We start from the raw sequence: 19,908 nt of genomic DNA on the forward strand, positions 1-19,908 counted from the left end.
TATCGTCTTATTCCGCCGCGTCGGGCAGCTGGTCTTCGGGCTGGTTCTCGATCTTCGAGTTTTCCAGTTCGACCGAAAGACCCAGCGACCGCATTTCCTTGACGAGAACGTTGAAGCTCTCCGGAATACCGGCCTCGAAGGTGTCGTCGCCACGGACGATCGCTTCGTAGACCTTGGTGCGGCCCGCCACGTCGTCCGACTTGACGGTGAGCATTTCCTGCAGCGTGTAAGCCGCGCCGTATGCTTCCAGAGCCCAGACTTCCATTTCCCCGAAGCGCTGACCGCCGAACTGCGCCTTGCCGCCCAGCGGCTGCTGGGTAACGAGCGAGTAAGGACCGATCGAACGAGCGTGGATCTTGTCGTCAACAAGGTGGTTCAGCTTGATCATGTACATGTAGCCGACGGTGACCTTACGGTCGAACGGCTCACCGGTACGACCGTCATAAAGAACGGACTGACCGGATTCATGCAGACCTGCCTTCTTCAGCATCGCGGCGACGTCAGGCTCATGCGCGCCATCGAAGACCGGGGTCGCGATGGAAACACCGCGCTTGGCTTCTTCGGCAAGCTTGACAAGCGAGTCGTCATCGAAACTCTGAACCTCGTCATTGGCTTCAGACGCGTAGATTTCCGTCAGCTCGCTGCGAAGCTCGCTGATGTCCATCGTCTTGCGATACTCTTCGAGCATCTCGCCGATCTTCTTGCCCATGCCTGCGCATGCCCATGCGAGGTGGGTTTCGAGGATCTGGCCGACGTTCATGCGCGAAGGCACGCCGAGCGGGTTCAAGCAGATGTCGACATGCGTGCCGTCTTCGAGGAACGGCATGTCCTCGACCGGAACGATGCGCGACACAACGCCCTTGTTGCCGTGACGGCCGGCCATCTTGTCGCCCGGCTGGATCTTGCGCTTAACGGCAACGAAGACCTTGACCATCTTCATGACGCCCGGAGGCATTTCATCGCCACGCTGGACTTTTTCGACCTTGTCCATGAAGCGCTGTTCAAGGCGCGACTTGGATTCGTCGTACTGGCCGCGAAGCGCTTCCAGCTCGGACTGAGCCTTCTCGTCTTCGACAGCGAACATCCACCACTGCGAGCGGGGATATTCGGAGACGACGGCGTTGGAGAGCTCGACGCCCTTCTTGAAGCCCTTCGGACCGGCAATCGAAACCTGACCACGCAGCATGTCGATCAGACGGCCATAGACGTTACGGTCGAGGATCGCCTGCTCGTCGTCGCGGTCCTTCGCCAGACGCTCGATCTCTTCGCGCTCGATAGCCATCGCGCGCTCGTCCTTCTCCACACCGTGACGGTTGAAGACGCGGACTTCCACGACCGTACCGAACGTGCCCGGAGGCATGCGCATGGAGGTGTCGCGAACGTCGGAAGCCTTTTCACCGAAGATGGCGCGCAGAAGCTTTTCTTCCGGCGTCATCGGGCTTTCGCCCTTCGGCGTGATCTTGCCGACGAGGATGTCGCCCGGCTGAACTTCCGCACCGATGTACACGATACCGGCTTCGTCGAGGTTCTTCAGCGCTTCTTCCGAAACGTTCGGAATGTCGCGCGTGATTTCTTCCGGACCAAGCTTCGTGTCTCGCGCCATCACTTCGAATTCTTCGATGTGGATGGAGGTGAACACGTCGTCGGAAACGATACGCTCCGACATCAGGATCGAGTCTTCGTAGTTGTAGCCGTTCCAGGGCATGAACGCGACGAGCGCGTTGCGGCCGAGAGCCAGATCGCCGAGGTCGGTCGACGGACCGTCCGCGATGATATCGCCCTTGGAGATGATGTCGCCGACGGAAACCAGCGGACGCTGGTTGACGCAGGTGTTCTGGTTCGAACGCTGGAACTTCTGCAGACGATAGATGTCAACACCGGACTTGCCGGCATCGAGGTCTTCCGTGGCGCGGATAACGATACGGGTCGCATCCACCTGATCGACGACACCGCCGCGACGGGACGCAATGGCAGCGCCGGAGTCACGGGCGACGATCGGCTCCATGCCGGTACCGACGAACGGCGCCTCGGCGCGCAGAAGCGGAACGGCCTGACGCTGCATGTTCGAGCCCATGAGAGCGCGGTTGGCGTCGTCGTTTTCCAGGAACGGAATGAGCGCCGCTGCGACCGAAACGAGCTGCTTCGGCGAAACGTCCATCAGGTTGATGTTGTCACGCGGTGCGAGCATAACTTCGCCCGAGTGACGGCAGACGACGAACTCTTCCGAGAACGAACCGTCTTCATTGAGCGGCGCGTTGGCCTGCGCGACGTAATACTTGGCCTCTTCCATCGCGGAAAGGTAGATCACGTCATTGGTCACCTTACCTTCGACGATCTTGCGGTACGGGCTTTCGATGAAGCCGTACTTGTTGACGCGGGCGAAGGTTGCAAGCGAGTTGATCAGACCGATGTTCGGGCCTTCCGGCGTTTCGATCGGGCAAATACGGCCGTAATGGGTCGGGTGAACGTCGCGGACTTCGAAGCCTGCGCGCTCGCGGGTCAGACCACCCGGTCCAAGAGCAGAAAGACGGCGCTTGTGGGTGATTTCCGAAAGCGGGTTCACCTGGTCCATGAACTGCGAAAGCTGCGAGGAACCGAAGAATTCGCGAACAGCGGCGGCCGCCGGCTTCGCGTTGATCAGGTCCTGCGGCATCACGGTGTCGATTTCGATCGAGGACATACGTTCCTTGATCGCACGTTCCATCCGCAGAAGGCCCAGACGATACTGGTTTTCCATCAGTTCGCCGACAGAGCGAACACGGCGGTTGCCGAGGTTGTCGATGTCGTCGATTTCGCCCTTGCCGTCGCGCAGTTCGACCAGCATCTTGACAACCGCGAGGATGTCTTCCTTGCGCAGCGTGCGCACGGTGTCTTCCGCATCGAGGTCGAGGCGCATGTTCATCTTGACGCGGCCGACGGCCGACAGATCGTAACGCTCTGCATCGAAGAACAGCGAGTTGAACATCGCTTCCGCCGATTCCATGGTCGGCGGCTCACCCGGACGCATGACGCGGTAGATGTCGAACAGGGCTTCCTGACGGTTCTCGTTCTTGTCCGCAGACAGCGTGTTGCGGATATAGGCACCAACATTGACGTGGTCGATGTTGAGGACCGGAATCTCGTCGAAGCCCGACTGCAGGATGAGACCGAGGGTCTTCTCGTCGATTTCGTCGCCGGCTTCGAGATAGATTTCACCCGTCTCGTAGTTGACGATGTCTTCGGCCAGATAGTTGCCGTAAAGGTCTTCGTCGGTCGCCTTCAGCGCCTTCAGGCCCTTCTCCGTCAGCTGGCGGATCAGGCGCGGGGTCAGCTTCTTGCCGCCTTCGACCACGACTTCGCCGGTATCGGCGTCGATCATGTCGGTGATGACCTTGGCGTTCTTCAGCGTCTCGGGCTGGAAGGGAATGCGCCAGCCGTCGCCGTCGCGCTCATAGGAAGCCTTGGTGTAGAAGGTCGACAGAATGTCTTCGCCGTCCATGCCAAGCGCCATCAGCAGCGAGGTCACGGGGATCTTGCGGCGGCGGTCGATACGCGCATAGACGATGTCCTTGGCGTCGAACTCGATGTCGAGCCAGGAACCGCGATACGGGATGACGCGGGCAGCAAACAGCAGCTTGCCGGAAGAATGGCTCTTGCCCTTGTCGTGATCGAAGAACACGCCCGGCGAACGGTGCATCTGCGAAACGATGACGCGCTCGGTGCCGTTGACGATGAACGTACCGTTATTGGTCATGAGCGGCATATCGCCCATGTAGACGGACTGTTCCTTGATGTCCTTGATGGACTTCGCGCCCGTATCTTCATCGATATCGAACACGATGAGACGCAGAGTCACCTTGAGCGGCGCTGCATAGGTCAGATCGCGCTGACGGCATTCCTCGACGTCGAACTTCGGCGCTTCGAATTCGTAGGACACGAATTCAAGCATGGACGCGCCCGAGAAATCGGTGATCGGGAATACGGATTTGAATACGGCATTCAATCCCTCGTCGGGACGGCCACCCTTGGGCTCGTCAACCATGAGAAACTGGTCATACGAAGCCTTCTGAACCTCGATGAGGTTCGGCATTTCCGCTACTTCTGGAATTTTGCCGAAAAACTTGCGTACGCGCCTGCGACCGTTAAACGAAAGGGTCTGAGCCATCGTCGCTCCTTTAAAATTGCATCCGGGCCTGCAACGGACGGGAACCGATGGCCAGTCGATCCCGTCAAGCAATGGGTATCATCAATCTCGTTCCACATCCCGGATCGATCAGGCCGGATTGCCTAGATGAGCCGGTTCGGAACCATTCTCTTGAAGAACCCATTACCCAAAAGCCATTTTCACGCGGCTTTTGGGTAATGAGTTTTAAAAACGATGACGACGGAAAGGGACATAAAGCCCCTTCCCGCCAGCAATCGCAAGATTACTTAACGTCAACCTTGGCGCCTGCGTCCTCAAGCTTCTTCTTGAGATCAGCAGCTTCAGCCTTGGAAACAGCTTCCTTGACCGGCTTCGGAGCGCCTTCGACGAGGTCCTTGGCTTCCTTGAGGCCGAGGCCGGTGATGCCGCGAACTTCCTTGATGACGTTGATCTTGTTGGCGCCAGCGTCAACCAGGATAACGTCGAACTCGGTCTTTTCTTCTTCAACAGCAGCAGCAACGCCAGCACCGCCAGCAGCAGCAACAGCTACCGGAGCAGCAGCGGAAACGCCCCACTTTTCTTCAAGAAGCTTCGACAGTTCTGCAGCTTCCAGAACGGTCAGCGAGGAGAGGTCTTCTACGATCTTTGCGAGATCAGCCATTTTGATAGTTCCTTTTGTTCAGTTCGAACCAGTTTGAATATTTACAGCGAAAAACCGCCTTAAGCGGCTTCGTCCTTCTTGGCGTAAGCCGAGAACACGCGGGCAAGCTGGCTTGCCGGTGCTGCAACAACCGTTGCGACGCGAGTTGCCGGGGCATTGAGAAGGCCCAGCAGCTTTGCACGCAGCTCGTCGAGCGAAGGCAGGGTCGCAAGCGACTTGACTGCTTCGGCGTTGAGCGTGGTTGCGCCCATGGCGCCGCCCAAAACAACGACCTTGTCGTTGGTCTTGGCGAAATCCATGACGACTTTCGGAGCGATCATCGGGTCAGTGCTGTATGCAATCAGCGTCTGTCCCTTGAAGAGATTGGTCATCCCTTCCGACTCCGTACCCTGAAGAGCGATCTTGGCCAGGCGGTTCTTCGCGACCTTGACGGTGCCTCCGGCAGCGCGCATCTTCGAACGGAAGTCGTTCATCTGCGCAACGGTGACACCAGCATAGTGGGCCACGACAACCGAACCGGAAGCCTTGAAGACTTCGTTCAGCTCCGTGACGAATTCGCGTTTTTCCGCTCTTTCCACTGTCTGTCTCCAGTAGACGGGACCACATGATTGTGAACCCGTCGGGTTTGCCTTTGCCCCAAGGGACCTTTTTTACAAAGATCCCGAGCGACGCTCGAGGATCCTGTCCCCCGCTCTGTCGCCGCAAACGGCTTCAGGCACAGGCACACCAGGTTCGAACCGGACAGTCAGGCATCGAAAGATGCCTCAAATCCAGCCTCACCCGTCTCATGCAGGCTAAACGATTAAGGCCAAATCCCGAAAGACAAGGCCACCCGCAATCTCGGACAGGAGTTCCGGGTTTCCCCGGAAATCTCCGGCTCCCTGGGAGCCGGAAATTCTTTTATTCACACTCCCCTGGGGAGCGCGAGAATTTATTAAGCGGTGACCGACGAAGGGTCGATCTTGACGCCCGGACCCATGGTCGAGGAGATCGCCACGCGCTTGACGTAGTTACCCTTGGCGCCAGCCGGCTTTGCCTTGATGACGGCATCGGCAAAAGCCTTGATGTTTTCTTCAAGAGCCTTGGCGTCGAACGAAGCCTTGCCAACGCCAGCGTGTACGATACCGGCCTTTTCGACGCGGAATTCGACAGCGCCGCCCTTGGATGCCTTGACGGCACCGGCAACGTCCATGGTCACGGTTCCGACCTTCGGGTTCGGCATCATGCCACGCGGGCCGAGTACCTTGCCGAGACGGCCGACGAGCGGCATCATGTCCGGGGTCGCGATGCAGCGATCGAAGTCGATCTTGCCGCCCTGAACGATTTCAACCAGTTCCTCTGCACCAACAACGTCAGCACCAGCAGCCGTGGCTTCATCGGCCTTGGCGCCACGTGCGAAGACGGCGACGCGAACGTCACGGCCGGTGCCGTTCGGCAGGTTGACAACGCCACGAACCATCTGGTCCGCATGGCGCGGGTCAACGCCGAGGTTCATCGAAACTTCAACGGTTTCGTCGAACTTGGCGACTGCACGTTCCTTGACCATCGAAATGGCGTCGGTGAGAACGTAGAGCTTGTTGGAATCCACGCCTTCGCGGATCTTCTGAATGCGCTTTGCTACCTTGGCCATGATCAACCTACCACTTCCAGGCCCATGGCGCGGGCAGAGCCCTCAACCATCGCCATTGCGCCTTCGATGTCGGCTGCGTTCAGATCCTTCATCTTGGCTTCAGCAATCGTCTTGACCTGAGCCTTGGTGATGGAGCCGACCTTGGCGCCCTTGCCGGGCGTCTTGGAACCGGAGGTGATCTTAGCTTCCTTCTTCAGCCAATACGTCATCGGCGGCTGCTTCATGACGAAGGTGAAGGACTTGTCCTGGTAATAGGTGATGACGACCGGAATCGGCATACCCTTTTCCATTTCCTGCGTGGCGGCGTTGAACGCCTTGCAGAATTCCATGATGTTAATGCCACGCTGACCAAGTGCCGGACCGATCGGCGGGGACGGATTGGCCGCCCCGGCCTTTACCTGCAACTTGAGCTGGCCTGCAACTTTCTTAGCCATATCTCTCTGCCTTTCAATTCAAACCGGTTACCCGGCTTCTCTCAAGCCGGATTGCTCCGGCGGCTGCGGTTGCGTGGTGCGGCGCCCTGCCCCGGCTTAAAGAGCCAGTTAGCCTTCCACGCGCTTGGGGCTTCACCCCGCCAATCAGACCTTTTCGACCTGATTGTATTCCAGCTCGACCGGTGTCGCGCGGCCGAAAATCGAAACTTCCACCTTCAGGCGCGAACGCTCTTCGTCGACATCCTGCACCACGCCGTTGAACGACGCGAAAGGACCGTCGGAAACGCGAACCTGCTCGCCGATCTCGAACGAAACCGAAGACTTCGGACGCTCGACACCTTCCTGAACCTGACCGAGGATACGCTCGGCTTCATAATCGGGAATCGGAACAGGCTTGCTGTCCGAACCGAGGAAACCGGTAACCTTCGGCGTGTTCTTGATGAGGTGATAGGCCTCATCCGTCAGGTTGGCGCGCACAAGCACGTAACCTGGAAAAAACTTGCGCTCGCTATCGACTTTGCGGCCGCGACGCACCTCGACCACCTTTTCGGTCGGCACGAGGATTTTCTCGAAAAGATGATCCAGACCCTTCTGACGGGCTTTTTCCTCGATCGACTCCGCGACCTTCTTTTCAAAATTCGAATATGCGTGAACGATATACCAGCGCGCTGCCATTTTTATTCTCCGTTCGATCCTTCTACCGGGCCCTTGAGCGTGCCGTTACCGGCCCACACTCAGCACCAGGCTGAGCAGCCAGCCGATGAGCTGGTCCGCAGCAAAGAAGAACAGAGCCGCAAAAATGACCATCACCAGCACCATAGCCGTCGAAATCATGGTCTCGCGGCGCGACGGCCAAGTGATCTTTGACGCTTCGGCGCGAACCTGCTGCAGAAACGTAAACGGATTGGTTTTGGATGCCATTGACTGCCCACGCAATTACGGCGCGTAAAGCCGATACTGATCAGCCCCACGCACCGCGTGTCTGTTTTGACCCTACATAAACATCGATTCCACTTTTAACAAGAGGAAATCGACATTCGGCGAAATTCGCCGGTAAACCGGCCCCATCTGCCATGCAGCGAAAACCGCGCTTGCGAATGGAAAGTGGCAGGGGCAGAGGGGCTCGAACCCCCGACCTGCGGTTTTGGAGACCGCCGCTCTACCAACTGAGCTATACCCCTTCATCACCTGAACCGGCCGCGAAATCGCTTGGCCAATTCGGTATGCGCTCCTTTAAGGTGCAGGGGAAAGAATGGCAAGTGTGTTTTTTGTTTTTTCCACTCCGCCCCCGAAAATCGTGCACCCGTCAGGGTTTGACGTATTTCCGCCAGTCATGTTCTTCCCTGAAACCCAGAACTTCGCGAATCTTGCGGTTGGAGATCAATCCCTCATGGTCCCCGATATCGCGACGAAATTGCACGCCAGGGAAATATGTCCGCGCAAGCTCTCGCGTGGGAACCGTCGCCGTCGCACTATCATTGACGGCGTTGAAGACCTGATAGCCGAGACCGTCCTTCTCGACGCACAAATGACAGATCTGACCGAGATCACGCGCGTCGATGTAACCCCAGGCATTGCGTTTACGCGTCTCAGGACGGGCAAAGAAGTCGGGAAATTTCTCATATTCATGAGGTTCGATGACATTACCGATTCGCAGCGCGTAAATGTCGTATCCGCTTCGCTCTGCAAAGGCCCGCGCGGTCTTTTCATTCACCACTTTCGACAGTCCGTATGAATCCATCGGATCGACGTCGTAGTCCTCCTCAAGCGGGAAATGATGGAAATCTTTATCGCCTTCGGCAAAGCAGACGCCATAGGTGGTCTCGCTTGATGCGATGACGATCTTGCGAATACCAAGCTTCACCGCGGCTTCGATAACATTGTAGGTTCCCATCGTATTGATGCGGAACGTCTCGTTATCAGGCTTTATCAAAATGCGGGGAACGGCGGCAAAATGGATCACCGCGTCATAGGGCAGAACGCCCTTCCCGCCTTCAAGCTCGGCAAAGTTGCTATGCATCGACAAGGCATTAAAGACCTGCCCGCTGTCGCTGATATCGACGATGAGATTGGTCACGCCCGGCCTGTCGAGAGGCACGAGATCGATGTTGTGAACCTCATACCCTTTGTCGATAAGCCAAGGAATAACATGCCTTCCCGCCTTGCCGGAACCGCCGGTAAATAGAATGCGCTTTTTCATGATACTCCCCATTATCTCCCCGGCAATGACGTAGCAGCCCGGAGAGAAGAACGAAAGCTATTCTCTCCTCTGAGCCGTGCGGCACAAAACAAAAAACCCCGCTGTCTCCAGCGGGGTTTTCTCAAATCCCTTGCGGGAAAAGATTACTCGACGATCGAAGCCACGATGCCGGCGCCGCGTGCAAATCGCGCTTGCGCGCCATTTGCACATCTTAATTGCCGTCGGCAGGCTTACGGCATCGTTAGCGATCGTTATTCAACGATCGAGGCAACGATGCCGGCGCCGACGGTACGGCCGCCTTCGCGGATAGCGAAGCGCAGCTTTTCTTCCATCGCGATCGGAACGATCAGCTCGACGTCAACGGTGACGTTGTCGCCAGGCATAACCATTTCCGTGCCTTCAGGAAGCGTAACGATGCCCGTCACGTCCGTCGTGCGGAAGTAGAACTGCGGACGGTAGTTCGTGAAGAACGGCGTATGACGGCCGCCTTCTTCCTTCGTCAGGATGTAGGCTTCGGCCTTGAACTTCTTGTGCGGCTTGACCGAACCCGGCTTGCACAGGATCTGACCACGCTCGACGCCGTCACGGTTAACACCGCGAACCAGTGCGCCGATGTTGTCGCCGGCCTGGCCCTGGTCGAGCAGCTTGCGGAACATTTCAACGCCGGTAACCGTCGTCTTCGACGTCGGACGGATGCCGACGATTTCGACTTCTTCACCAACCTTGACGATACCGCGCTCAACGCGACCCGTCACAACCGTACCACGACCCGAGATCGAGAACACGTCTTCGATCGGCATCAGGAACGGCTGGTCGATCGGACGCTCAGGCGTCGGGATGTAGGCGTCAACCGCTGCCATCAGCTCGCGGATCGCGTCTTCACCGATCTTCTTGTCGCTGTCTTCAAGAGCAGCAAGCGCCGAACCCTTGATGATCGGAATATCGTCGCCCGGGAAGTCGTAGGACGACAGAAGTTCACGAACTTCAAGCTCGACGAGCTCCAGAAGCTCGGCGTCGTCAACCTGGTCGACCTTGTTCAGGAACACGACGATCGCAGGAACGCCAACCTGACGGGCAAGCAGGATGTGCTCGCGGGTCTGCGGCATCGGGCCGTCAGCAGCCGAGCAAACCAGGATCGCGCCGTCCATCTGCGCTGCACCCGTGATCATGTTCTTCACGTAGTCGGCGTGGCCGGGGCAGTCAACGTGAGCGTAGTGACGGTTCGGCGTCTCATACTCAACGTGCGCCGTCGAAATCGTGATACCACGCGCCTTTTCTTCAGGAGCGGCGTCGATCTGGTCATACGCCTTGAACTCGCCGAAGAACTTCGTGATTGCCGCCGTCAGCGACGTCTTGCCATGGTCAACGTGACCGATCGTGCCAATGTTGACGTGCGGCTTCGTCCGCTCAAACTTGCTCTTTGCCATGTGAATTGCTTCCTGTGAACGTGAAGTAGTTTCCCCGGCGCACCGGTTTGGTGTCGCCGTTTAAGGCTTTGTAAGCGAATGCGCAAGACTTAATTGTGAAAGCGTCTTCGCGCGCGCCCAAAGCGTGCCTTGAGGCCCGTATATGGTATCTGATCTGCGACATTCAAACCGTCGCGAGGACGAAGCCGACGCCGGCCCGGCGGCTCCCTTCTACGGAATAGTCGATCACTAAATAAGATATTTCCATCACAACTTCTTTACCTGCACCGGCATGATGGCTTAAGGACATGTCATCGCCGGGGAGAGACGGGCGACTGGAATCCGTCGCGGGCGCGCCATCCACGCCATACCTCGATCCGTCGCCTCCTTCGCGACCTCTGCACCGCCTCAGGACCATCCCATGGAAATCTTCACAGCCGCCGGCTTCACGGCATTCCTACAGGTTATCGCAATCGACCTCGTGCTGGCGGGCGACAACGCCATCGTCATCGGCCTTGCCGCAGCCGGTCTGCCCGCTCACCTTCGCCGCAAGGCGATCCTGGTGGGCATCATCGCCGCCACGGTTCTTCGCATCGGTTTTGCCGCCGTCACCGTGCAGCTTCTCGCCATTGTCGGCCTGCAATTGTTCGGTGGCCTGCTGCTTGCCTGGGTGTGCTGGAAGATGTGGGTCGAACTGCGTGAGGCCGCAGGTTCCATCGAAGACGAGGTGACGGACGAAGAGGCCGACCTGACCAAGGGTCATAAGACTTTTTTCCAGGCCGCGACCCAGATCGTCATCGCCGATGTTTCCATGTCGCTGGACAACGTCCTTGCCGTCGCCGGCGCTGCGCAGGAACATGTGACGGTGCTTATCATCGGCCTCGTCGTTTCAATTGCGCTCATGGGCCTTGCCGCCAACTTCGTCGCCAAGCTGCTGCACCGCTATCGCTGGATTTCCTATCTCGGCCTAATGGTCATCATCTATGTGGCCCTTAACATGCTGTATCACGGTACGCTCGAGGTTCTGCCCCATCTCCAGACCTATCTGAGTTGAAACAGCTACCAGAAACGCTTCTACAGAAGGCCCGGAAACACCCGTTTCCGGGCCTTTTCCATGACTTGCGTCCATGAAGCCGCCTCACTGTCGAGGGACAGGAAGAATCAATCGAAGCACTTGCTGCAACATCGGGAGAGAACAGGAAAATCGTGAATTTTCGCCGATGGATTCTGGCAATTGAGGTCAGGCACGGGCAAGCCTAGGGAGCTAATCAATAAGTCATAATAATAAAAAGAAAGGTAAAGCTGCCAATGGCTTATGACTGGAGCGGCGGACGTACCCGCCGCCTTCGCAGGGTGAGGCTCGGCGTTGTCGCCAGTTCTCTCATCCTGCTGGCGCTTCTTGCGTCGCTCGTTCTTGGCTGAACGCGCCGCGCGCGCACTTCCACGCTGACCGGCGGCATGGCAAGGTTGTCACAAACCGCCCTGCCGCCGCTCCTTTGCGGAAACGAGCAGACGTTTAGGATTTTTTGGTCTCGATGCAATGAACCGGCTGCTTCATCTGCGGATCGGCCATCAGATCGTAAAGATCCGCCTCATCACCCTTCGACCACCAGACATACATGCCGCCCTGATATTTCGCTCCCGAGCCGGAAATGACATTTGCGGCAACGGTGACGCCATCCTTCAGCCCCAGCCGAACGAGGCTGATCTCACCGGCATTGAAATAGACGGCCTCCACCTTGTCGGCAGCGCATTGGTAGACGGTCTCAACCTTTTCGACCGTCGTGTCTTTCGGAAGAGGAATCACCAGGTCTTCAGCCATGGCGCCGGTCGCAATCGACGTAGAGAAAACTGCAAGGCATGTCGCGGCAACGGATTTTTTCATGATGACCCTTTCCTGATTTCACCGAACCATAGGGGCACGCCAGCAAAGCCGAAATGGGGCGGACGTCTCTCAACACCTCAAATTTTTTGGGAATATCGGCCTCATAGGCGAACCTGGGGCTTTCTCACCAAACAAGCCTTGCGGCAGTTTCATTCAGGCCGGCAAGCCTGGTGGAAACTATCGAAACAGCCAATAAACCACGCCAAGGATCACCGTCCACATCAACAGCGATATGGCCAGCACGGTGAGATAGTTTCGAAATCGTCTGGTCATCAGCCCACATTGCCAGCGAACCGTCATCGGACAGCCGCAGCCGTTGAATTGCTGGCTGCGGATCAACCCGCAGCATCAGATCTTTCTATCAAGAGACTGAATCGCAAGCCATTCGCAGATTTTACCCGCCCGAAAACGGGGTTGCTCCCAACCACGGATTTCCCACCGTCAAGGAACGGACTGATCCGCGACAAGTCTTGATCGCGGACAAGATGCGATATCCGCATCTGCCGGCCAATGGCGGCAGGGAAAAGGCCCAAGGGAAACGATCACGACCCAACGACTAATGCGTTATCCGAAGCCGTGTCGGATAACGCGCCAATGCCGGCGGTACTTGGCCAGCCGCCCGCCTGTCTCAGCTCTTCAGGGCCGTGTTGCACAGGCTCCAGTAGCCGCCGCCCTTCTGGATCCATTTCAGATCGCCGAGCGTGCCGTCATTCTTGTTCTTGTGGTAGGAGTCGGCACAGGTTTTCAGGCGTGCCTTTGCGGGCGTCTCGCTTGAATATTTCTTATCGACAGCACGCGGAAAAGCGACGCCCTTCGGGGCCTTTGTCGTCGCTTTTTCGGGTTCTTTTTCGGTGGTGGCCGCGACCTGCTTGTCGTCGGCCGCATCCTCGGCTGCCGCCTCGCTGCCGCAGAACTTGGCGCGATAGTCGTTCCACTTGACGTCCTTGGCAGACCCGTCGGCTTTCGCCGCCTGATATTTCGCGCTGCACTCCTTCATGGTGAGTGCGGCTGCGGGGGAGACAAACGCCGCCGATGTCAGCAGCGCAAAGGATGAGAGAATGACAACCCTGTTAAACATTGAAGGCTCCCGTTTGCATGATTGCCGGGCGACTATCCGACCGGATTTTGCGCTTGTCAACGAGCCGTGCGGCACGGATACAAAGTCCGGTTGAACGGGCATAAAACGCGCTCATCGCGGACAGCGTTTTACCGATGAAGCCGACGTCGCAGAATCACGTCTTCGTGTGACGTCAAGCCTCCAGCGGAACGAATTTCCTAAGTTTTCGTTAGCATACCGAACGAATAACGAGGATTTATCGATGTTGAGGATGCCGAAGACCATCTCCGCGCTCGCTCTTGGCGTCGCGATATCTGCCGCTGCGGTCGTTCCCGCCAACGCGCTGAGCCTCATACCGCCGGCCTACAAAGTTCAGGCACAGGCTTCAGATGAGCGAGGCTATCCCGCCTCTGCCTTTGCAGCGGGCAAAGGTGAAGAGGCCGTGTCCAACGGCTACGCCTTGTCGCCAGCCGAGATCAACCATATAAAATGGTGTGCGGCGCGTTACACGTCCTACCACCCCACGGATAACAGCTATATGGCGCCTGCCGGGACACGAACGCAATGCCGCTCGCCCTATTGAAAAGACCGAGGCCTGGGCTGGATCTCCAGCCGGGCCGATGCGGGGAAGATAAAATTTACCTTAAATTCTATTGATCTGAACCTTTATCCCTGCAAGCCGTTCATGCAGCTGCCAACGGGGAAAACGCGATGTTATGGAATCTGGAAAAGCTGGAGCAGGAGCGACTTGACCTGATCGAGGTGATTTCCGCCCTGCGCCATGTTGAGCGCCTGTCGCAAACGGACCGGACCTCGGTCTTTGAGGAAATTACGGCCCATATGGGACGGTTGAGCGAGCTGGACGCGGAAAAACTGCGAATCCAGTCTGCCCTTGAGGCATACTGAAGACGATTGAGCATGGCCAAAACCCACAGATGCAGTCAGACCCCATCGCAAAGCGCAGGCGGAACGCCATCCCACAGTTGAAAAGTGTCAACAGTCGAAAAGTGCCCAAAGACGGGCGCATGTTTCCGCCGAAAAAACAGGGCGACGAAATAAGCGTAAAAGAAGATCGAGTGATGATGGGAAGAGTCGCTGGAGCGGGTAGCGGGAATCGAACCCGCGTATTCAGCTTGGAAGGCTGCTGCTCTACCATTGAGCTATACCCGCGGTGGTGATTTCGATCCGTGCAGAATGGTGGAGGGAGTTGGATTTGAACCAACGTAGGCGTAGCCAACGGATTTACAGTCCGTCCCCTTTAACCACTCGGGCATCCCTCCAGCTTTCTGCTAGGATCGAGCGACCAAGCTCTTCAGATTTCGCTGCGGCGAAGCGCCGTTGCGTCGTCTGTGGCGCGTATATGACGGCCTCGTTCGTTTCTGTCAACACGCCCATTCACGAATTTTCGGGAAAAAATTCAAACCTCTTTACCGCCCTGTGGATTATCGCGGGGGCTGGTGCGCGCCTCGTCCCGGAGATATAAGGCGCCATGAGCAAAGACGATCCCAAGAACAAATCCACCCGCGACACGCACTATGCCAACCTGCGCCGCGCCGTGCGCGACGCCAAGCGCGAGCGCGGCGAAATTCCCACCCCGCAGCAGCCGAAGCGCAAGAACCGCGGCGCAGACGACTGGAAGCCGCCGCAGCTTGCGCCCGACCAGGTGCATCTTTACGGCCTGCATACCGTGCGTGCGGCACTCGCCAATCCCGAACGGCAGATCGTCAAGCTCTCCGTCACCCAGAACGCCTTTGCGCGGCTGGATATCGGCGAGGCGGATGCCCAGCCCTTCCCGGTCGAGATGGTCTCGCCTCAGGATATCGACCGTGTGCTCGGCCCCGAGGCCATCCACCAGGGCGTGATGCTGGAAACCCGGCCGCTGCCGGTCAAGCGTCTCGGCGCGCTGAAGGACAGCCCGCTCATCCTCGTGCTCGATCAGGTCACCGATCCGCACAATGTCGGCGCGATCATGCGCTCGGCGGTCGCCTTCAACGCCGGCGCCGTCATCACCACCATGCGCCACAGCCCGACCGAGTCGGGCGTGCTGGCGAAATCGGCCTCCGGCGCGCTGGAACTCATTCCCTATATCCAGATCACCAATCTGGCCGATGCGCTAGGCGAACTTCACAAGCTCGGCTTCTTCTCCGTCGGCCTGGATTCCGAAGGCCCCGCCCCTATCGAGCGGACCTTCAGCGGTGATAAAATCGCGCTGGTGCTGGGCGCCGAGGGCAAGGGCCTGCGCCAGAAAACGCGCGAAACCGTCTCGGCACTCGCCCGGCTCGATATGCCCGGCGAGATCAAATCGCTCAACGTTTCGAATGCGGCAGCCATCGCCCTTTATGCAACGCAGCAATTTCTGGGCAAAGCGTCGTCCTGACGCTTTCCCTTCCTTGCGAAATCGCAAAGCGCAACGCATGCTGCGCCTTTGTCATTCGCACGGAGCACATCTCAACATGACCGACCAGACCATCAAACCGACCGGCGAGCTGACGCTCAGAACGCTCGCCATGCCGGCCGACGCCAATCCGGCCGGCGATATTTTCGGCGGCTGGGTCATGTCGCAGATGGACTTGGCGAGCGGCATCCGCGCCGCGGAGCGTTCCCGCTGTCGCGTGGTCACAGCGGCGGTCAAGGAAATGGCCTTCGAGCTGCCGGTGAAGATCGGCGATACCCTGTCGATCTATACCGATATCGCCCGCGTTGGCCGCACCTCCATCACGCTGACGGTGGAAGCCTGGGCGCAGCGGTCGCGTTATGACAAGCTGGAAAAAGTCACCGCCGGAACCTTCATCATGGTGGCGATGGACGAGAACGGACAACCCACTCCCATTCCGGCAGCGGAATGATTGGCGGAGCGGCGCTGGGTCCAGCGCCGCTCCGCATGCTCGGCAAGCGCGCCAGCACCCTGCCGTCATTGTGTCGCGGTGACATTTCTCCGCAAATGTGACATTGCGACTGCATGGGATTCATTCGCATGATCATGCAAGACAGAAGTTCGGCTGGCGCCATCGCCATGCTGGCGGTTTTGCTTTTCCTTTTGCAGGGTCTCGCCAACGGTCTGACCAGCGGCAACATGGCGATGGCCGCGCTCGCAGCGGATGAAGTCATCTGCTCCAGCCATATGCCGGAAGGCGGCTCCGGCAAACAGAACCCAGCCGGCAAGATAGCCGACGATTGCTGCGGCACGCTCTGCCGTCTGGCTTCGGCCACGGCCGCCGCTCTTCCGGTTATTCCCATCGAGCGCGCGGACAATATTCTCCCCGCGGTCGAAGTCGCCTTCCTGAACGTCGACGCGGCGTTGCCGCCATCGCCGCCCAATCTGGAATCGCGCCCACGCGCACCTCCCTCCGCTCCGCAGCGCTAGAACACTGTCCGGCCTGCCGGAAAATCAATTCTCTTGCGGAGACATCCATGTCCGTTACGACCTCTTTCGAGGGCGAGCGTGCGCCTGCGCATTCCTCGTCCATAAATCTTTACCGCGCCGTATGGCGCTGGCATTTTTATGCCGGTCTTCTCGTCCTGCCCTTCATGATATCGCTCGCCGTCACCGGTGCGCTTTATCTCTTCCGGGATGAGTTCGATAATCTCATCCATGCGGACCTGAAGCGTGTGGAGGTGGTGCAAAACGCGCCGAAAGCCCTGCCTTCCGAGATCGTGGCCGCAGCGCTTGCGGCCGTTCCCGGCACAGCCGTCAAATATACCACTCCCGCCGATCCGGGCGCGTCGACGGAAATCACCGTCAATACGGCGGATGGAAAGCGGGCCGTCTATGTCAACACCTATACCGGAGAGGTGGCCGGTTCCCTCCCGGATCGCGGCACCGTCATGTGGACGATCCGCTACCTCCACAGCCTGAAATATTTCGGTACCTATGCCCGCTATCTGATCGAAATCGCCGCCGGCTGGTCCATCCTTCTTGTCGCTACCGGCATCTATCTCTGGTGGCCGCGAAAGCAGACCGGCGGTGTCGTGACCGTGCGCGGCACACCGAAAAAAAGGGTATTCTGGCGCGATACCCATGCCGTCACCGGCATTTTCGTCGGTTTTTTCATCGTTTTCCTTGCGGTCACCGGCATGCCCTGGTCGGGCGTCTGGGGCGCCAAGGTCAATGAATGGGCGAATGGTAGCAACTTCGGATATCCGGCGGGCATTCGCACCGATGTTCCGATGTCGGGAGACCATCTCGACCACGTCGCGAAGACGAGCTGGTCGCTGGAGCAGGCGAAAATACCGGAATCCACCCATTCCGCCGCAGGCCAGCCAATCGGGATCGACGAGGCGATAGCACGTTTCGACGCGCTCGGCCTTGCCGCCGGTTACGCTGTCGCCCTGCCAGGAAAACCGACGGGCGTCTATAGCGGCTCCGTCTATCCCGACGATCTGGCGCAGCAACGTGTCATCCATCTCGATCAATATAGCGGCAAACCGCTGATCGATATGAGCTACGCCGATTACGGCCCGCTCGGCAAGGCGCTGGAATGGGGCATCAACGTGCATCTGGGCCAGCAATATGGCCTTGCCAACCAGATCGTACTTCTGGCGGCCTGTATCGGCATTGTGCTGCTTGCCGTGTCTGCCGGCGTCATGTGGTGGAAACGCCGTCCGAAAGGGTCACTCGGCGTGCCGCCTTTGCCGCAGGAAAAACGCGTCCTGTACGGTCTGCTCGCCATACTCGCCATCGGCGGCGTCATTTTCCCGCTGGTGGGCGCGAGCCTGCTGGCCATGCTGGTGCTGGATTTGATCGTACAGTCGCGCCAGAAACGACGTGCAATCTGAAAATGAAAACAGCCGGGCGAAAATCCCGGCTGTTCCCCTGCTATTGGCAATGCGACGGCGACGGCCCTCAGAACATCGTATTATTGTTCGCCGCTGTTTCCGGAACAGGCTGGATCACGTCCCAATGCTCGGTGATCTTGCCATCGGTGACGCGGAAGATATCGACGATGGCCCTGCCGCGATCGCCTTCATTTTCCGTCGAATGGATGTGCAGATAGACCAGATCGCCATCCGTGGCGCTACGCACGATCCGCGCTTTCGACTGCGGGTTTTCCTTGAAGAAGCCGGTAAAATAATTAACGAACGGCGCCTTGCCATCCGGCACCATCGGGTTGTGCTGCTTGTAGCTGTCGACAAGGACGGCAGCTCCCTTCTCCACTTCATGCTTGTTGAAGACCGTGTCGTAAAACTCGATCACCAGCTTGCGGTTGGCCTCTTCCTGCGCGAAATCCCGCGTTGCGGTTTGCGCCAGAACCGGTGCGGCCAGCAGCGCGGGTGCAAGGGCAAGGGTGGCGACGGCAAGACGACGTGTCACAAAATTCATGGGCGATACCTCTCAATAACCGACGGTGAAACGCTGGCGGGAATGCTGCGGCTTCTCGATTTCATCGACAAGCGCGATGGCGTAGTCTTCGAAGGAAATGCGGCTGCCCTCATCGTTGCTGAGGAGACTATCCCTGCCGATGCGGAATTTGCCGGTTCTTTCGCCCGGCACGAATTCGGCGGAGGGCGACAGGAAGGTCCAGTCGAGCTGCTTTTCCTGTTTCAGGCGGTCCAGGAACTCCGCCCCCTTTGTCGCTTCGGCCTTATAGGCAGCCGGGAAATCCGGCAGATCGACCACACGCTTTCCCGGTTCGATTTCAAGGCTGCCGGCGCCGCCGACGACGAGATAGCGCTGAACGCCGGAGGCGCGCACGGCCTCGATCAGCGTTGCCGGATCGCTGGCGGTGAAATGCACCGAACTGATCACGGCATCGTGACCTTTGAGCAGTCCCGAAAGCCCTGCCTGATCGAAAACATCGCCCTTCTTTGCCACCACATTCGGCAGGCTGGCGATCTTTTCTGGATTGCGGGCGATTGCCGTCACCTGATGTCCCCGGTCGGAAAGTTCCTTCAGGATACGGGACCCGGCATTGCCGGAAGCGCCGATGAGCGCGATTTTAGCCATGGCTTCTTTCCTCTGCTGTTATCGTCATTAGTCTAAATAATAGACCGTAGAGCAAAGCTATGGTATAGCGAAGTTTACCGCAAGAAGTCAGCCGCCGGTGATCTGGTCACACGGCGATGACCTTGAAGGCACAAAAAACGGGCAAGGGGTAAGGACAATGCCGGATACGCAGACCAGGGAAATCTTCACTTTCGAGCAGCCCTGCCCCATCCGCGACGTGCTGGACCGCATCGGCGATCAATGGAGTCTGCTGGTTCTCGAAGCCCTCCAGGGCGGCGTTCTGCGCTTCAACGAGCTGAACCGGAGGATCAACGATATTTCCAAGCAGATGCTGTCACGCACGCTGAAGCGGCTGGAGGAAGACGGCTTCATTCGCCGCACGCTCTATGCGCAGGTACCGCCGCGCGTGGAATATGAGTTGACCAATCTCGGCCGCTCGTTTCTGGTGCCTATGCAATTGCTGGTGCAATGGGCCGATGAGAACCATGTCCGCATCTGCAAGGCGCGTTTGGAATATTCGGAAAACGACAATGGCGGCTGAGGCACGTCTCCAGCCGCCCCGCAACGC

Annotated in this window: 22 protein-coding genes and 3 tRNA genes; 8 read left to right on the plus strand and 17 right to left on the minus strand. The window is 58.2% G+C overall.

Going from position 1 to position 19,908, the window contains the following annotated elements; translation table 11 throughout:
- Positions 1-7: 7 nt before the first annotated feature.
- The 10 genes from rpoB to tuf form a co-directional block, all read right to left on the minus strand.
- Entirely contained in the window at positions 8-4,144 is a 4,137-nt protein-coding gene (rpoB, locus tag ACQZ48_RS08275; protein WP_080790399.1) for a DNA-directed RNA polymerase subunit beta, read from the minus strand.
- Between the two features lie 262 nt (positions 4,145-4,406).
- Positions 4,407-4,784, minus strand: coding sequence for a 50S ribosomal protein L7/L12 (gene rplL, locus ACQZ48_RS08280; RefSeq protein WP_077981787.1), 378 nt, complete (start codon positions 4,782-4,784; stop codon positions 4,407-4,409).
- Positions 4,785-4,843: 59 nt separating this feature from the next.
- Positions 4,844-5,362: a 50S ribosomal protein L10 gene (gene rplJ / locus ACQZ48_RS08285; protein WP_004442637.1), complete on the minus strand. Its 519-nt coding sequence runs from the start codon at positions 5,360-5,362 to the stop codon at positions 4,844-4,846.
- 356 nt (positions 5,363-5,718) lie between these two features.
- A complete protein-coding gene (gene rplA, locus ACQZ48_RS08290; RefSeq protein ID WP_077981788.1) occupies positions 5,719-6,414 on the minus strand; it encodes a 50S ribosomal protein L1 in 696 nt (231 codons plus the stop codon).
- A gap of 2 nt (positions 6,415-6,416) precedes the next feature.
- Positions 6,417-6,848, minus strand: coding sequence for a 50S ribosomal protein L11 (gene rplK, locus ACQZ48_RS08295; RefSeq protein WP_003523723.1), 432 nt, complete (start codon positions 6,846-6,848; stop codon positions 6,417-6,419).
- A gap of 144 nt (positions 6,849-6,992) precedes the next feature.
- Complete coding sequence (gene nusG, locus ACQZ48_RS08300; protein WP_003523721.1) at positions 6,993-7,523, minus strand: transcription termination/antitermination protein NusG; 531 nt, start codon at positions 7,521-7,523, stop codon at positions 6,993-6,995.
- A gap of 45 nt (positions 7,524-7,568) precedes the next feature.
- Complete coding sequence (gene secE, locus ACQZ48_RS08305; protein WP_042618546.1) at positions 7,569-7,769, minus strand: preprotein translocase subunit SecE; 201 nt, start codon at positions 7,767-7,769, stop codon at positions 7,569-7,571.
- Positions 7,770-7,953: 184 nt separating this feature from the next.
- Positions 7,954-8,029 (minus strand) — tRNA-Trp (locus ACQZ48_RS08310).
- A 125-nt stretch (positions 8,030-8,154) separates the two neighbouring features.
- On the minus strand, positions 8,155-9,048 hold the full coding sequence (locus ACQZ48_RS08315; protein WP_077981789.1) for an NAD-dependent epimerase/dehydratase family protein: 894 nt from the start codon (positions 9,046-9,048) through the stop codon (positions 8,155-8,157).
- Positions 9,049-9,299: 251 nt separating this feature from the next.
- Positions 9,300-10,475, minus strand: a complete 1,176-nt coding sequence (tuf, locus tag ACQZ48_RS08320; protein WP_065113659.1) for an elongation factor Tu — start codon at positions 10,473-10,475, stop codon at positions 9,300-9,302.
- A 400-nt stretch (positions 10,476-10,875) separates the two neighbouring features.
- On the opposite strand from tuf, the gene ACQZ48_RS08325 reads away from it, so the two are divergent.
- The gene (locus ACQZ48_RS08325) at positions 10,876-11,508 is read left to right on the plus strand and encodes a TerC family protein (protein WP_077981759.1); all 633 of its coding nucleotides are present in this window, start codon (positions 10,876-10,878) and stop codon (positions 11,506-11,508) included.
- Between the two features lie 462 nt (positions 11,509-11,970).
- On the opposite strand, the gene ACQZ48_RS08330 is transcribed toward ACQZ48_RS08325, so the two are convergent.
- From ACQZ48_RS08330 to ACQZ48_RS08340, 3 genes are all read right to left on the minus strand, one after another.
- The gene (locus ACQZ48_RS08330; RefSeq protein ID WP_137410637.1) at positions 11,971-12,339 is read right to left on the minus strand and encodes an MliC family protein; all 369 of its coding nucleotides are present in this window, start codon (positions 12,337-12,339) and stop codon (positions 11,971-11,973) included.
- Between the two features lie 124 nt (positions 12,340-12,463).
- On the minus strand, positions 12,464-12,688 hold the full coding sequence (locus ACQZ48_RS08335) for a hypothetical protein (protein WP_448728728.1): 225 nt from the start codon (positions 12,686-12,688) through the stop codon (positions 12,464-12,466).
- A gap of 279 nt (positions 12,689-12,967) precedes the next feature.
- Positions 12,968-13,417, minus strand: a complete 450-nt coding sequence (locus ACQZ48_RS08340; RefSeq protein ID WP_077981757.1) for a hypothetical protein — start codon at positions 13,415-13,417, stop codon at positions 12,968-12,970.
- A gap of 241 nt (positions 13,418-13,658) precedes the next feature.
- Here ACQZ48_RS08340 and ACQZ48_RS08345 point away from each other — a divergent pair, with 241 nt between their 5' ends.
- Positions 13,659-13,979 (plus strand): BA14K family protein, encoded by a 321-nt coding sequence (locus tag ACQZ48_RS08345; RefSeq protein ID WP_077981756.1) that lies wholly within the window; start codon positions 13,659-13,661, stop codon positions 13,977-13,979.
- A 128-nt stretch (positions 13,980-14,107) separates the two neighbouring features.
- Positions 14,108-14,302: a hypothetical protein gene (locus tag ACQZ48_RS08350; RefSeq protein WP_269823588.1), complete on the plus strand. Its 195-nt coding sequence runs from the start codon at positions 14,108-14,110 to the stop codon at positions 14,300-14,302.
- 190 nt (positions 14,303-14,492) lie between these two features.
- On the opposite strand, the gene ACQZ48_RS08355 is transcribed toward ACQZ48_RS08350, so the two are convergent.
- Positions 14,493-14,566, minus strand: a tRNA-Gly gene (locus ACQZ48_RS08355).
- A 25-nt stretch (positions 14,567-14,591) separates the two neighbouring features.
- Positions 14,592-14,676, minus strand: a tRNA-Tyr gene (locus ACQZ48_RS08360).
- Between the two features lie 209 nt (positions 14,677-14,885).
- Here ACQZ48_RS08360 and ACQZ48_RS08365 point away from each other — a divergent pair.
- The 4 genes from ACQZ48_RS08365 to ACQZ48_RS08380 all read left to right on the plus strand — a co-directional run bounded on the left by ACQZ48_RS08365 (position 14,886) and on the right by ACQZ48_RS08380 (position 18,172).
- Entirely contained in the window at positions 14,886-15,773 is an 888-nt protein-coding gene (locus ACQZ48_RS08365; RefSeq protein ID WP_374638337.1) for a TrmH family RNA methyltransferase, read from the plus strand.
- A gap of 76 nt (positions 15,774-15,849) precedes the next feature.
- The gene (locus ACQZ48_RS08370) at positions 15,850-16,242 is read left to right on the plus strand and encodes an acyl-CoA thioesterase (RefSeq protein WP_077981754.1); all 393 of its coding nucleotides are present in this window, start codon (positions 15,850-15,852) and stop codon (positions 16,240-16,242) included.
- Between the two features lie 113 nt (positions 16,243-16,355).
- The gene (locus tag ACQZ48_RS08375) at positions 16,356-16,760 is read left to right on the plus strand and encodes a DUF2946 family protein (protein WP_077981753.1); all 405 of its coding nucleotides are present in this window, start codon (positions 16,356-16,358) and stop codon (positions 16,758-16,760) included.
- Positions 16,761-16,807: 47 nt separating this feature from the next.
- Positions 16,808-18,172, plus strand: coding sequence for a PepSY-associated TM helix domain-containing protein (locus tag ACQZ48_RS08380; RefSeq protein ID WP_077981752.1), 1,365 nt, complete (start codon positions 16,808-16,810; stop codon positions 18,170-18,172).
- A gap of 67 nt (positions 18,173-18,239) precedes the next feature.
- On the opposite strand, the gene ACQZ48_RS08385 is transcribed toward ACQZ48_RS08380, so the two are convergent.
- Positions 18,240-18,716 (minus strand): nuclear transport factor 2 family protein, encoded by a 477-nt coding sequence (locus tag ACQZ48_RS08385; RefSeq protein ID WP_077981751.1) that lies wholly within the window; start codon positions 18,714-18,716, stop codon positions 18,240-18,242.
- A 12-nt stretch (positions 18,717-18,728) separates the two neighbouring features.
- A complete protein-coding gene (locus ACQZ48_RS08390) occupies positions 18,729-19,340 on the minus strand; it encodes an NAD(P)-dependent oxidoreductase (RefSeq protein ID WP_374638339.1) in 612 nt (203 codons plus the stop codon).
- A gap of 157 nt (positions 19,341-19,497) precedes the next feature.
- Here ACQZ48_RS08390 and ACQZ48_RS08395 point away from each other — a divergent pair, with 157 nt between their 5' ends.
- Positions 19,498-19,881 (plus strand): winged helix-turn-helix transcriptional regulator, encoded by a 384-nt coding sequence (locus tag ACQZ48_RS08395; protein ID WP_077981749.1) that lies wholly within the window; start codon positions 19,498-19,500, stop codon positions 19,879-19,881.
- Positions 19,882-19,908: the final 27 nt, after the last annotated feature.

The sequence above is a fragment of the Agrobacterium sp. 22-209-1 genome, from assembly GCF_053522485.1.